The sequence below is a fragment of the Stenotrophomonas sp. YJH_SMC_12-1 genome, from assembly GCF_059370935.1.
In genome coordinates this window covers 513,148-526,124 of sequence record NZ_JCAFUD010000002.1, presented here as the reverse complement: position 1 = coordinate 526,124, position 12,977 = coordinate 513,148, and the positions used below count along the sequence as shown (strand labels likewise).

General features: G+C 67.2%; 11 protein-coding genes. 10 read left to right on the top strand and 1 reads right to left on the bottom strand.

Features of this window, described 5'->3' with window-relative positions; genetic code table 11:
* The first annotated feature begins 158 nt into the window (after nt 1-158).
* The 8 genes from lpxD (at nt 159) to AC5P8Y_RS05935 (ending at nt 10,192) form a co-directional block, all read left to right on the top strand.
* Nucleotides 159-1,181, top strand: coding sequence for a UDP-3-O-(3-hydroxymyristoyl)glucosamine N-acyltransferase (lpxD, locus tag AC5P8Y_RS05970; RefSeq protein WP_049402557.1), 1,023 nt, complete (start codon nt 159-161; stop codon nt 1,179-1,181).
* Nucleotides 1,178-1,636 carry a 3-hydroxyacyl-ACP dehydratase FabZ gene (fabZ, locus tag AC5P8Y_RS05965; protein WP_005408737.1) on the top strand — a complete coding sequence of 153 codons (459 nt, stop codon included), beginning with the start codon at nt 1,178-1,180 and terminating at the stop codon, nt 1,634-1,636. Before lpxD ends, fabZ begins: the two co-directional genes overlap by 4 nt.
* 16 nt (nt 1,637-1,652) lie before the next feature.
* Nucleotides 1,653-2,444, top strand: coding sequence for an acyl-ACP--UDP-N-acetylglucosamine O-acyltransferase (gene lpxA, locus AC5P8Y_RS05960; protein ID WP_005412736.1), 792 nt, complete (start codon nt 1,653-1,655; stop codon nt 2,442-2,444).
* A gap of 53 nt (nt 2,445-2,497) precedes the next feature.
* On the top strand, nt 2,498-3,700 hold the full coding sequence (lpxB, locus tag AC5P8Y_RS05955) for a lipid-A-disaccharide synthase (RefSeq protein ID WP_049402564.1): 1,203 nt from the start codon (nt 2,498-2,500) through the stop codon (nt 3,698-3,700).
* Nucleotides 3,697-4,368 carry a ribonuclease HII gene (rnhB, locus tag AC5P8Y_RS05950; RefSeq protein ID WP_087803316.1) on the top strand — a complete coding sequence of 224 codons (672 nt, stop codon included), beginning with the start codon at nt 3,697-3,699 and terminating at the stop codon, nt 4,366-4,368. The genes lpxB and rnhB overlap by 4 nt, the downstream gene beginning before the upstream one ends.
* Before the next feature lie 228 nt (nt 4,369-4,596).
* Nucleotides 4,597-8,187 carry a DNA polymerase III subunit alpha gene (gene dnaE, locus AC5P8Y_RS05945; protein ID WP_043034852.1) on the top strand — a complete coding sequence of 1,197 codons (3,591 nt, stop codon included), beginning with the start codon at nt 4,597-4,599 and terminating at the stop codon, nt 8,185-8,187.
* A gap of 62 nt (nt 8,188-8,249) precedes the next feature.
* Nucleotides 8,250-9,119 carry a hypothetical protein gene (locus tag AC5P8Y_RS05940; RefSeq protein ID WP_033834081.1) on the top strand — a complete coding sequence of 290 codons (870 nt, stop codon included), beginning with the start codon at nt 8,250-8,252 and terminating at the stop codon, nt 9,117-9,119.
* 113 nt (nt 9,120-9,232) lie between these two features.
* Nucleotides 9,233-10,192 carry an acetyl-CoA carboxylase carboxyltransferase subunit alpha gene (locus AC5P8Y_RS05935; RefSeq protein WP_005408731.1) on the top strand — a complete coding sequence of 320 codons (960 nt, stop codon included), beginning with the start codon at nt 9,233-9,235 and terminating at the stop codon, nt 10,190-10,192.
* Between the two features lie 173 nt (nt 10,193-10,365).
* On the opposite strand, the gene AC5P8Y_RS05930 is transcribed toward AC5P8Y_RS05935, so the two are convergent.
* On the bottom strand, nt 10,366-10,821 hold the full coding sequence (locus tag AC5P8Y_RS05930; protein ID WP_005408730.1) for a CopD family protein: 456 nt from the start codon (nt 10,819-10,821) through the stop codon (nt 10,366-10,368).
* Nucleotides 10,822-10,970: 149 nt separating this feature from the next.
* On the opposite strand from AC5P8Y_RS05930, the gene AC5P8Y_RS05925 reads away from it, so the two are divergent.
* Together AC5P8Y_RS05925 and AC5P8Y_RS05920 are read left to right on the top strand one after the other, a co-directional pair.
* The gene (locus tag AC5P8Y_RS05925; protein WP_111187936.1) at nt 10,971-11,561 is read left to right on the top strand and encodes a class I SAM-dependent DNA methyltransferase; all 591 of its coding nucleotides are present in this window, start codon (nt 10,971-10,973) and stop codon (nt 11,559-11,561) included.
* Between the two features lie 93 nt (nt 11,562-11,654).
* Nucleotides 11,655-12,962 (top strand): polyhydroxyalkanoate depolymerase, encoded by a 1,308-nt coding sequence (locus tag AC5P8Y_RS05920; protein WP_111172903.1) that lies wholly within the window; start codon nt 11,655-11,657, stop codon nt 12,960-12,962.
* Nucleotides 12,963-12,977 lie beyond the last annotated feature (15 nt).

Genomic DNA, 12,977 nt, shown 5'->3' with positions numbered 1-12,977 from the left:
GACAGGACCGTTGGCGCCATGGATGGCGCCATCGAGCACCATGGAGGGGCTTTTGCGTGTCCTGGCCAGGGCCACCCGCCGCCTCCCGCCCGTACCAGGCAGGCGCCAAGCCCTGCCCCCCGCATGACCGCAATGGCGTCACACGTTAAACTCCCGCCGTGAATACTCCCACCTACACCGCCCAGCAACTCGCCGAGCAGTTCGGCCTGCAGGTCCATGGCGACCCCGCCACCGCCATCCATGGCGTGGCCACCCTCGCCCATGCCGGTCCTGGCCAGCTGACCTTCCTCGCCAACCCGCGCTACCGCACCCAGCTGGCAGACAGCCAGGCCTCGCTGGTCGTGCTGCGCGCCGACGATGCCGAGGCCGCCCCCGGCGCCGCGCTCGTGGCCAAGGACCCGTACACCACCTTCGCCAAGATCGCCGCGCTGTTCGACATCGCACCGACGCGCCCGCCGGGCATCCACCCCAGCGCCGTCATCGATCCCAGCGCCCAGGTCGCCGCCAGCGCCCATATCGGTCCCTTCGTCTCCATCGGCGCGCGCAGCGTGGTCGGTGAGAACTGCATCATCGGCACCGGCAGCGTGATCGGCGAAGACTGCAGCCTGGACAGCGGCTGCGAACTGATCGCCCGGGTCACCCTGGTCACCCGGGTCAAGCTCGGCAAGCGCGTGCGCGTGCACCCCGGTGCCGTGCTCGGTGCCGATGGCTTCGGCCTGGCGATGGACGCCGGCAAGTGGATCAAGGTGCCGCAGCTCGGCGGCGTGCGCATCGGCGACGATTGCGAAATCGGCGCCAACACCTGCGTCGACCGTGGTGCACTGGAAGACACCGTGCTGGACGAAGACGTGCGCCTGGACAACCTGGTACAGATCGCGCACAACGTGCAGATCGGTGCGCACTCGGCCATCGCCGGCTGCACCGGCATCGCCGGCAGCGCCAGGATCGGCCGTTACTGCCTGCTCGGCGGCCACGTCGGCGTGGTCGGCCACCTCGAGATCTGCGACAAGGTCGTGATCACCGGCAAGTCGGTGGTCCGCAATTCCATCCATGAGCCGGGCGAGTACTCGTCCGGCACCCCGTTGACCGACAACCGCACGTGGCGCAAGAACGCCGCGCGCTTCAAGCAGCTGGACGCATTGGCTCGCCGCGTCCTGGCTGCTGGCAAGGAGAAAGAATGAACGACACGCTGCAGCTTCCGATCGACGTCTGCCAGATCCAGGAACTGCTCCCGCACCGCTACCCGTTCCTGCTGGTGGACCGGGTGCTTGAGCTCGACATCGACGCCAAGCGCATCCTGGCGCAGAAAAACGTCAGCATCAACGAGCCGTTCTTCCAGGGTCACTTCCCGGGCCGCCCGATCATGCCCGGCGTGCTGATCATCGAAGCGCTGGCCCAGGCCGGTGGAGTGATGACCCAGCTGACGCTTGGCCGCGATGCGCAGTCCAAGCTGTTCTACATGGTCAAGGTGGAAAACGCCCGCTTCAACAAGCAGGTCGTGCCCGGCGACGTGCTGATGCTGGATGTGCAGATGAAGCGCCTGATCCGCAACATGGGCTGGTACTACGGCGAGGCCAAGGTCAACGGTGAAGTCGTTGCCTCGGCCGAGGTCATGTGCGCCGGTGCCAAGGGCTGATCCACGGGAGGCAGCAATGACTGACAACGCACCACGGATCCACCCGACTGCCGTCATCGATCCGGCCGCGCGCCTGGCCGACGACGTCCAGGTCGGCGCGTTCACCCTGATCGGTGCCGATGTGGAAATCGGCGCCGGCACAGTGGTCGGCCCCCATTGCAGCATCCACGGCCCGACCAGGATCGGCCGTGACAACCGCTTCATCGGCCACGCCGCGATCGGTGGCGAGCCGCAGGACAAGAAGTTCGCTGGCGAACGCACCGAACTGGTGATCGGCGACCGCAACGTGTTCCGCGAGTTCGTCACCCTGAACCGTGGCACCGGCGGCGGCGGCGGCATCACCACGATCGGCAACGACAACTGGATGCTGGCCTACACGCACGTGGCGCACGACTGCCATGTCGGCAACTTCTGCGTGTTCTCCAACAACACCACCCTGGCCGGCCACGTGACCGTGGGCGACTACGTGATCATCAGCGGCTTCGCTGGTGCCCACCAGTTCTGCCGCATCGGTGCCCACGCCTTCCTCGGCATGGGCGCGCTGACCAACGGCGACGTTCCGCCGTTCACCATGGTCGGCACCGATTCGCTGGGCCGCCCGCGCGGCATCAACAGCGAAGGCCTGAAGCGTCGTGGCTTCGACGCCGAGCGGATCTCCGCCATCAAGCGCGCCTACCGCACCCTGTACGTGGCGGGCCTGCCGCTGGCCGAAGCCAAGGTGCAGCTGACCGAACAGGCACGCGACAGCGATGACGTGAAGGCCATGCTGGACTTCATCGAGCACGCTGAGAGGCCCTTGCTGCGATGAGCAGCACGACCGGCCAGGCGCCGGCCGGCGCCGCCGTGATTCCGCTGGCCTCGATGGCCGGCAGCGTCCCCGCGCAGCGGGTGCTCAGCGAGCGCCCGCTGCGGATCGCTCTGGTGGCCGGTGAGGCCTCCGGTGACCTGCTGGGTGCGGGCCTGGTGCGCGAGCTGAAGGCACGCTTTCCGAATGCCGAATTCGCCGGCATCGGTGGCGATGCCATGCGCAGCGCCGGCTGCCTGACCTGGCACGATGCCAGCGAGCTGGCGGTGATGGGCCTGACCGAAGTGCTGCGCCACCTGCCACGCCTGCTGAAACTGCGTTCCGCGTTCCGCCAGCGTGCACTGGAATGGCAACCGGACGTGTTCATCGGCATCGACGCGCCCGACTTCAACCTGGGCATCGAACACTGGCTGAAGCAGCGCGGCGTGCGCACCGTGCACTACGTCAGCCCCTCCGTCTGGGCCTGGCGCGAGAAGCGCGCCGAGAAGATCGGCAGCAGCGCCGACCTGGTGCTGTGCCTGTTCCCGATGGAACCCCCGATCTATGCCAGGCACGGCATCGACGCGCGCTTCGTTGGCCATCCGATGGCCGATGACATCCCCCTGCAGGGCAACCGCGAGGAAGCGCGCGCCGCGCTTGGCCTGCCGACCTCGGCCAAGGTGCTGGCGGTGCTGCCAGGCAGCCGCCTGGGCGAAATCTCGCGCCTCGGTGAACCGTTCTTCGAGGCCGCCTGGCAGGTCTCCGAGCGCATCCCCGGCCTGCACGTGGTAGTGCCTGCCGCCAACCCGGCCTGCAAGCGCCTGATCGAAGAACAGCTGTCACGCTCGGCGCTGCCGGTAGCCTTCTCGCATGTACTCGACGGTGAGGCGCGAAACGCGATGATCGCCGCCGATGTGGTGGTGCTGGCCTCGGGCACCGCGACGCTGGAGGCGATGCTGGTCAAGCGGCCGATGGTGGTCGGTTACCGCGTCAACGAGCTGACCTACCGCCTGGTCAAGGCGCTGGGCCTGATCAAGGTCGACCGCTTTGCCCTGCCCAACATCCTGGCGGGCCAGGACCTGGCACCGGAACTGATGCAGCACGACTGCACGCCGGACAAGCTGGCGGCGGCCATCCAGCAATGGTTCGACCACCCGCAGCGGGTGACCGACCTGCAGGATACCTATGCCCGCCTGCATCAACGACTGCGCCGCAATGCCTCGGCCCGCGCGGCCGACGCTGTGGGCGAGCTGTTGATGCGCGACCAGGCCCAGGCATGAGCCGCCGCCACGCCGCAGCGGCCAGCCTGGCCCTGTTCGACGGTGCTGCCGTGGTCGAGCCGGAGCGTCTGGTCGCCGGCGTCGACGAAGCCGGCCGCGGTCCGCTGGCCGGACCGGTCGCGGTGGCGGCGGTGGTGTTCGACCCGGCACGGCCACGCATCAACGGCCTGGACGATTCCAAACAACTCACCGCAGCCCGCCGCGAGCAACTGCATGACCGCATCATCGAACGTGCCCTGGCCTGGCACGTGGTGCTGGTGGACGTGGACACCATCGACCGCCTGAACATCTACCAGGCCACCCTGCAGGGCATGCGTGACGTCGTTGCAGCGGTCGCCCACGTGGCCGGCTTCGCCCGCATCGACGGCAACGTGGTGCCCAAGGGCCTGGTACTGCCGGCGCAGGCGCTGGTCGGCGGTGATGGCATCGACCGCGCGATCATGGCCGCCTCGATCCTGGCCAAGGTCTCGCGCGACCGCTACATGCAGGACGTGCATGCCCGCCACCCGCAGTACGGCTTCGAGCAGCACAAGGGCTACGGCACCCCGGCCCATCTGGCCGCCCTGCGCGAGCACGGCCCCTGCATGGAGCACCGGCGCAGCTTCGCCCCGGTGCGCGAGTGCCTGGAAAACCCGGCAGCTGTGACCGCAGACACCGCAATCGCCTGAGTCGCCTGAACGGTCGCTGCACCCGGCTGCGAAAGCAGGGTCAGGCGGGGCCCGCGGTTCGCCTGCGAACCGTGGGGAGCGATAGCGCGGATGCGATATCGCATGCCGTCAAGAGCTTGTCGCGCCCTCCAGCCCTCGCTACCCTGACCGGGCACTCCAGCGCTTCCCGACCCCGGCGACGATTCCCCCGTCAGCACCCGGGGCCCGCGCGCTCCAACCTGGTCCGGCATGTCCAACTCCCGCTTCGTACATCTCCACGTCCACACCGAGTTCTCGCTGGCGGACTCCACCATCCGTGTGCCGGCCAAGCCGGACCAGGCGGACCCGAAGAAGGCCAAGCAGGCCAACCTGCTGTCACGCTCGGTCGAACTCGGCCTGCCCGCGCTGGCGGTGACCGACCTCAACAACCTGTTCGCCCTGGTCAAGTTCTACAAGGCGGCCGAAGGCGTGGGCATCAAGCCTATCGCCGGCGCCGACGTGCTGATCGCCGAGGAAGGGCAGGATCCGTGGCGGATGACCCTGCTGTGCCGCGACCGCGAGGGCTACCTGAGCCTGTCGCGGCTGCTGACCCGCGCCTGGATGGAAGGCCATCGCCCCGAAGGCGGCGTGGCCATCCATCCGGACTGGCTGAAGGCCGGCAACGCCAACCTGTTCGCGCTGGCCGGCCGGCAGAGCCTGGCCGGGCGCCTGGCGCTGGACGGCAAGCATGAACTGGCCGAGCAGCAGCTGGCCGATTGGCAGCGCGTGTTCGGCGATGGCCTGCACCTGGAGCTGACCCGCACCGGCCGCGAGGGCGAGGAAACCTTCAACCAGTTCGCGCTGATGGCCGCCGGCCAGCGTGGCCTGCCGGTGGTGGCCAGCAATGATGTGCGCTTCCTGGCGCCCACCGATTTCAGCGCGCACGAAGCGCGCGTGTGCATTTCCACCGGCCGCGTGCTGGACGACCCCAAGCGCCCGCGCGAGTACAGCGACCAGCAGTACCTGAAATCGGCCGAAGAGATGTGTGCGCTGTTCGCCGACATTCCCGATGCCATCGACAACACGCTGGCGCTGGCCGAGCGCTGCAACATCGAGATGCGGCTGGGCACCTACTTCCTGCCCAATTACCCGGTGCCCGACGACGAGACCCTGGATACCTGGATCCAGAAGATGTCGCGCGACGGCCTGGAAGAGCGCCTGGAGAAGAATCCGCTGGCGCCGGGCAAGACCCGCGAAGATTATTTCGAGCGCCTGGAGTTCGAGCTCAACACCATCATCAAGATGGGTTTCCCCGGCTACTTCCTGATCGTGGCCGACTTCATCCAGTGGGGCAAGAACCAGGGCATCCCGATCGGCCCGGGCCGTGGTTCGGGTGCCGGTTCGCTGGTGGCGTGGGCGCTGAAGATCACCGATCTGGACCCACTGCCGTACAACCTGCTGTTCGAGCGCTTCCTGAACCCGGAACGCGTGTCGATGCCCGACTTCGACATCGACTTCTGCATGGACCGCCGCGACGAGGTGATCGACTACGTCGCGCGCAAGTACGGGCGCGAGCGCGTCAGCCAGATCATCACCTACGGCACCATGGCCGCCAAGGCAGTGGTGCGCGACTCCGGCCGCGTGCTCGGCTTCCCGTACGGCCTGGTCGACGGTGTTTCCAAGCTGATCCCGAACATCCTCGGCATCCACCTGAAGGATGCACTGGGCAAGGGCAAGGAAGGCCCCAGCTCGGAAATGGCGTCGCCGGAACTGATCCAGCGCTACGAGACCGAGGACGATGTCCGCGACCTGATCGACCTGGCGCTGCAGCTGGAAGACCTGACCCGCAACGCCGGCAAGCACGCCGGTGGCGTGGTGATCGGGCCCGAGCCGCTGAGCGAGTTCTGCCCGCTGTACGCCGAACACGACGAGAACGGCCTCGGCAAGAACCCGGTCACCCAGTTCGACAAGAACGACGTGGAAGAAGTGGGCCTGGTGAAGTTCGACTTCCTCGGCCTGCGCACGCTGACCATCATCGACTGGGCGGTGAAGGCGATCAACAAGCGCCATGAGCGCGCCGGCATTCCGCCGGTGGACATCGCCGCGATTCCGCTGGACGACACGCCCACCTACAAGGACATCTTCGCCAACGGCAATACGGGCGCAGTGTTCCAGTTCGAATCCTCGGGCATGCGCCGCCTGCTGAAGGACGCGCGCCCCGACCGTTTCGAAGACCTGATCGCGCTGGTGTCGCTGTACCGCCCCGGCCCGATGGACCTGATTCCCTCCTTCAATGCGCGTAAGCACGGCCAGGAAGAAATCATCTATCCCGATCCGCGCACCGAAGCCATCCTGAAGGATACCTACGGCATCATGGTGTACCAGGAGCAGGTGATGCAGATGGCGCAGATCGTCGGCGGCTACTCGCTGGGCGGCGCCGACCTGCTGCGCCGTGCGATGGGCAAGAAGGTGCCGGCCGAAATGGCCAAGCACCGCGAGATCTTCCGCGAAGGCGCGGCCAAGGACGGCGTGGACGAAGCCAAGGCCGACGCGATCTTCGACCTGATGGAGAAGTTCGCCGGCTACGGCTTCAACAAGTCGCACGCCGCCGCCTACGCGCTGGTCAGTTACCAGACCGCATGGCTGAAACGCCATTACCCGGCCGAGTTCATGGCGGCCACGCTGTCGTCCGATCTGGACAACACCGACAAGGTGGTCGGCTTCCTCGACGAGGTGCGCAACCTCGGCCTGACCGTGCTGCCGCCCAAGGTGAACCAGTCGGCCTTCATGTTCGAAGCGGTGACCCCGGACACCATCCAGTACGGCCTCGGTGCGATCAAGGGCGTCGGCCAGGGTGCCTGCGAGGCGGTGGTCGAGGAGCGACTGAAGGGCGGCCCGTTCAAGGACCTGCTCGACTTCTGCACCCGCGTCGGCTCGGCCAAGCTCAACCGGCGCACGCTGGAAGCGATGATCAACTGTGGTGCGTTGGACGAGCTTGGCCGCAACCGTGCCTCGCTGATGCTGCAGCTGCCGGAGGTGATCAAGGCTACCGACCAGATGGCCCGCGAGCGCGCTTCGGGACAGAACTCGCTGTTCGGTGGCCCGGACCCGAGCGCGACCACGATCCAGCTGGATCTGCCCGAAGCCGAAGAATGGCCGCTGCTGCAGCGCCTCAACGGCGAGCGCGACACGCTGGGCTTCTATCTCAGTGGCCACCCGTTCGATCCCTGGCGCGACGATGTGCGCGATCTGGTCGGCAACGACCTGGGTTCGGTGGAGAAGATCTGGAGCGCCAACAGCGGTGGTGGCGGCGGCGGCGAAAAGCGCTGGCGCCCGGAAGTACAGACCGTGCTGGCCGGCCAGGTGGTCGGTGTGCGTCGCAAGGGCGAGAGCCAGATCTTCATCCAGCTGGAAGATGGCCGCGGCCGCGTCGAGTGCAGCGCGTTCTCCGACGCGATGGCCGAGTTCGGGCACCTGATGACCAAGGACCGCATCCTGGTGGTCAAGGGCGGCCTGCGCGAGGACGAGTTCAACGGCGGCTACGCACTGCGCATCCGCCAGTGCTGGGACTTCGACGAAGTCTGCGCCAACTACGCCACGCGGCTGTCGCTGCGCCTGGACCTGCGCCAGCAGCGCCCGGTCTGGGAGCGCATCGATGCCCTGCTCGACCGCCATCGCCCGGGGCGCACGCCGCTGCGCCTGGACCTGCTTCTGAAGGGCCCGCACGGCGGCGTCGCCGGCATGCTCGATGTGTCCGGGCAGAGCGCGGTGCGCATCGATTCCAAGTTGATGGAGGCGCTGCGCGCCGACCCCGCCGTACGCACGCTGAAAGTGCGCTACAGCCCACCGTGGGCCAGCTGAGGCTGGCTCTGGTTTTCCTGACCCTCCTGCTTTCCCGTTCCAAGTATCAAGGACGATTGCCGATGAAGACCCTGCTGTTCCCGCTCGTTGCCGCTCTGGCCCTGGCCGCCTGTTCGCCCTCGAAGGTCGAGTTCCAGATCGACAACCCGACCGACGCGCCGCTGGCCCTGAGCATCGATGGCAAGGACCTGCCGGTGGCCGCACAGGGCTCGCGCCCGATCTCGCTCGCTGTCGGTGAGCACCGCCTGCACACCGACAAACTGGGGGACGTGCGCTTCATCGTCTACGTCGATGGCCGTGGCGGCCTGATCAACCCGACCCTGAGCGAGTACGTGATCGCCCGCGAGGTCTATGTCACCGACGAGAGCAAGCTGAAGAACTTCGGCACCGGCAAGGCCGGCATCGAGCTGGGCGGCGTCGACTTCGAGGGCCCGTTCGAGAAGAGCCACGACCTGTTCATCGACAAGACCTGGACCTACGGCGTGCGCGAACCCTTCCCGAAGGAAAAGGTGGTGGCCCACGTCGACGCCAGCGGTGGCCAGATCGTGGCCAAGGTGTTCACCGCCACGGACTTCATCGCTTACGTGGAAGAAGGCATGGGCGAGCCCGGCGCGTTCAAGCGCGAGCAGCCGGCCGGCTACGTGACCCCGGCGTTCAGCCTGGAACCGGCCCCGGCCAGCCTGCCGGCGCTGGTGCCGGCCTTCGAGGCCCACGCCGCGCCGCTGCGCGAGGTCTATGCGCGCTGGCTGAAGGCGACCACCGCCGATGAACAGAAGGCGCTGCGCAAGCAGGACTTCGCTGCGCAGATGGCCTTCACCTCGGCCACCGCCACGCTGGGCAGCGGGCTGGGCCGTGACGCCAACGAGGCCTACAACGACTTCGTTTCCCAGCGCAGCCAGCTGATGGGCCGCAGCGCCCTGGTGGTGCCCTGAGCTGACTGGCGCGCCCCGCCCGGCTGCGCTACCGTCGCCTTCCAGACGAAGGCGTACGGGTGGTTTGCGCGCATTCGGCTAGAATTCCCCTCTTCTTTACACGACGGCTTCCGATGAATCCGAACTACCTCGACTTCGAGCAACCCATCGCCGACCTGGAAGCCAAGATCCAGGAACTGCGCAACGCCAGTGCCGGGCCGGCGGTCAATGTCGAGGCGGAAGTGCACGCGCTGCAGGACAAGCTGCGCATGCGCACCGCGCAGATCTTCCGCAACCTGACCTCGTGGCAGGTGCTGCAGCTGGCGCGTCATCCGTCGCGCCCGTACACCGCCGACTACCTCCGCGTCATGTTCGATGAGTTCCAGGAGCTGGCCGGCGACCGTGCCTTCGCCGACGACAAGGCGATCATGGGTGGCCTGGCCCGCATCAACGGCCGTGCAGTGATGGTGATCGGCCACCAGAAGGGCCGTGACACCAAGGAGAAGATCAAGCGCAACTTCGGCATGCCCAAGCCGGAGGGCTACCGCAAGGCCCTGCGCCTGATGAAGATGGCCGAGCGCTTCGGCCTGCCGGTGCTGACCCTGATCGACACCGCTGGCGCCTGGCCGGGCATCGACGCCGAATCGCGCGGCCAGTCCGAAGCGATCGCGCGCAACCTGATCGAGATGGCCGAACTGAAGGTGCCGATCATCTGCACCGTGATCGGCGAAGGCGGCTCCGGCGGCGCGCTGGCGCTGGGCGTGGGCGACCGCACCGTGATGCTGGAATACGCGGTGTACTCGACCATCACCCCGGAAGGCTGCGCCTCGATCCTGTGGAAGGACGCCGGCAAGGCCAAGGACGCGGCCGAACAGCTGGGCCTGACCGCCCCGCGCCTGAAGAGCCTGGGCCTGGTCGACAAGGTCGTGCGCGAGCCCACCGGCGGCGCCCACCGCAACCCGACGCAGATGGCCAAGCGCCTGAAGGCGGTGCTGCTGAACGAGCTGGATGCGCTGGACAAGCTGTCCACCGAACAGCTGCTGGAACAGCGCTACGCGCGCCTGCGCAGCTACGGCACGTACGAAGCAGCCTGAAGTAGTGCCGGCCGCTGGCCAGCATGCAGGTAGGCCTGGTAGTGCCGGCCGCTGGCCGGCAACACGCAGGTGATTGCAGAAACGAAAGCGCCGGGCATTTGCCCGGCGCTTTCGTTTGCGCCCTGACGGCATCCACGCATGGCGTGGATCTACCGGGTGCAGATGACCCCGCCTCAGAACGGCTTGGCCAGCACCAGCCATACGATCGGAATGAAGGCCAGCAGCGGGATCTCGTTGATCCAGCGCAGCGCGCGCGACGACGGCAGCGCCCTGCCCTTGGCCACGCCCTTGAGCAGGCGGCCGATCCAGCCGAAGTACACCAGCAGCAGCACCACCAGTCCCAGCTTGGCATGCAGCCAGCCGGCGCCACCAGGCGCGACCATGGTCGGGAAATCGGGGATGACCTTGTAGCCCAGCCACAGCACCAGGCCCAGCAGGAATGCCAGGCCGAACATCGAGTGGCCGAAGCGGTACAGGCGCAGGCCCATCAGCTGCAGGCGCTCGGTCACCGCCGGCTGGCCCGCAGTCTCGGCCAGGTTCACCAGGATGCGCGGCAGGTAGAACACCGTGGCCATCCACGCCACCACGAACACGATGTGGAAGGTCTTGACCCAGTAGTAGCTCTGCATGCGCTCGCTCCGGCGGCTGGCGTAGGTTGACGGCCATTCTCGCATGCCGTGGCGAAGCCGCTGCAGGCACGCACGCCGCGACACATCGACGCATGGCGCGTCGCAACACCGTACGATAGGCGCCGTTTTCCCCGACCGCGCACCGCCCCATGGACAAGACCTACGACGCCGCCTACTTCCAACGCTGGTACCGCCGTGCCGACATCGGCGGCAGCGCCCGCCTGGCGCGCAAGGTCGCGTTGGCCGTGGCCAGCGCCGAGTACTACCTGGAGCGGCCGATCCGCAGCGTGCTGGACATCGGCTGCGGTGAAGGCGCCTGGCGTGCACCGCTGCTGAAGCTGCGTCCGAAGGTCGAATACCTCGGCTTCGACAGCAGCGAGTACGCTGTGCGCCGCTACGGCAGGACCCGCAACCTGCACATGGCCCGCTTCGGCGATTTCGCCTGGCTGCGGCCCTGTGCCCCGGTCGACCTGCTGATCTGCTCGGACGTGATGCATTACGTGCCCGACCGCGAGCTGCGCGCCGGTCTGGCCGGCGTGGCCGAGCTGACCGGTGGCGTGGCCTTCCTGGAGACCTTCGCCGCCGAGGACGCGTTCGAAGGCGACCACGACGGCTTCCAGCCGCGCCCGGCGCGTTGGTACCGCCGCACGCTGGCCCGGCATGGCCTGCAGCCGGTGGGGTCGCACTGCTGGCTCGGCCCCGCCCTGGCAGGCGATGCGGCCGCGCTGGAACGGATGTGAATCCAGATTCATTATTTTCAGCCGACTTAACCTGCGGGACACCCGGATGGGATATGCTGCGCGGCAACATATGACCATACATATTCGGTCGTCATGCTCTATCAACTGCACGAACTGACCCGCAACCTGCTCGCCCCCTGGGTGCACCAGGCCCAGGCCAACGCCAGGTTCTTCGCCAACCAGGGGCACTGGTGGTCGCAGATGCCCGGCGCTGATCGCCTGGCGGCGGTCAATGAACTCTTCCACCGCATCGGCAAGGATTACGAGAAGCCCGAGTGGGGCATCAACGAAATCGACGTCGATGGCGAACGCGTGCCGATCGTCGTGCACGAGGAAGTAAGCAAGCCGTTCTGCAAGCTGCTGCGCTTCAAGCGCCACAGCAATGAAGCCGACCAGCTGCACACCATGCTCAACCAGCCGTTCGTGCTGGTGGTAGCGCCGCTGTCAGGCCACCATGCCACGCTGCTGCGCGATACCGTGCGCACGCTGCTGCGCGACCACCGCGTGTACGTCACCGACTGGGTCGACGCGCGCATGGTGCCGTCCAGCGAAGGCGAATTCGGCCTGGACGACTACATCGCCTACATCCAGGAATTCATCCGCCACCTCGGCGTCGAGCGCCTGCACGTGGTGAGCGTGTGCCAGCCGACCGTACCGGTGCTGGCCGCGGTTTCGCTGATGGCCAGCCGTGGCGAACCGACGCCGCGCACGCTGGTGATGATGGGTGGCCCGATCGATGCGCGCTGCAGCCCGACCGCAGTGAACAACCTGGCCACGCAGAACCCGCTGTCGTGGTTCGAGAACAACGTCATCCACACCGTGCCGGCCAGCTATCCCGGTGCCGGCCGTCGCGTGTATCCGGGCTTCCTGCAGCACGCCGGCTTCCTGTCGATGAACCCCAGCCGCCACTTCAGCTCGCACTGGGATTTCTACACCGACCTGGTCAAGGGCGATCTGGAAGACGCCGACGCGCACCGTCGTTTCTACGACGAGTACAACGCGGTGCTGGACATGCCGGCCAAGTACTACCTGGATACCATTTCCGTGGTGTTCCAGGACTTCCTGCTGCCGCGTGGCGAGTGGGTGGTCAACGGCGAGAAGGTCGATCCGTCGGCGATCCGCGATACCGCGCTGCTCAGCATCGAAGGCGAGCTGGACGATATCGCCGGCCTCGGCCAGACCGAAGCCGCACAGGCGCTGTGCACCGGCATCACTGCTGACCGACGCGAGCATTTCATCGTCGAAGGTGCCGGCCACTACGGCATCTTCAGCGGCCGTCGCTGGCGCGAAGTGGTGTACCCGAAGGTGCGCGACTTCTTCGCCGCGCATGCCGAAGCACCGGCGGCGAAGGTCACGAAGAAGAAGAGCAACGTCACCCCGTTGCGGCGAAAGGCGGGGTAATGCCTCGCCTCGGGG

Bases quoted from the DNA above. Each gene is read 5' to 3' on its own strand.
- fabZ (WP_005408737.1), top strand. From the start codon at position 1,178: ATGAACGACACGCTGCAGCTTCCGATCGACGTCTGCCAGATCCAGGAA.
- lpxA (WP_005412736.1), top strand. From the start codon at position 1,653: ATGACTGACAACGCACCACGGATCCACCCGACTGCCGTCATCGATCCG.
- lpxB (WP_049402564.1), top strand. From the start codon at position 2,498: ATGGCCGGCAGCGTCCCCGCGCAGCGGGTGCTCAGCGAGCGCCCGCTG.
- rnhB (WP_087803316.1), top strand. From the start codon at position 3,697: ATGAGCCGCCGCCACGCCGCAGCGGCCAGCCTGGCCCTGTTCGACGGT.
- dnaE (WP_043034852.1), top strand. From the start codon at position 4,597: ATGTCCAACTCCCGCTTCGTACATCTCCACGTCCACACCGAGTTCTCG.
- AC5P8Y_RS05940 (WP_033834081.1), top strand. From the start codon at position 8,250: ATGAAGACCCTGCTGTTCCCGCTCGTTGCCGCTCTGGCCCTGGCCGCC.
- AC5P8Y_RS05935 (WP_005408731.1), top strand. From the start codon at position 9,233: ATGAATCCGAACTACCTCGACTTCGAGCAACCCATCGCCGACCTGGAA.
- AC5P8Y_RS05930 (WP_005408730.1), bottom strand. From the start codon at position 10,821: ATGCAGAGCTACTACTGGGTCAAGACCTTCCACATCGTGTTCGTGGTG.
- AC5P8Y_RS05925 (WP_111187936.1), top strand. From the start codon at position 10,971: ATGGACAAGACCTACGACGCCGCCTACTTCCAACGCTGGTACCGCCGT.
- AC5P8Y_RS05920 (WP_111172903.1), top strand. From the start codon at position 11,655: ATGCTCTATCAACTGCACGAACTGACCCGCAACCTGCTCGCCCCCTGG.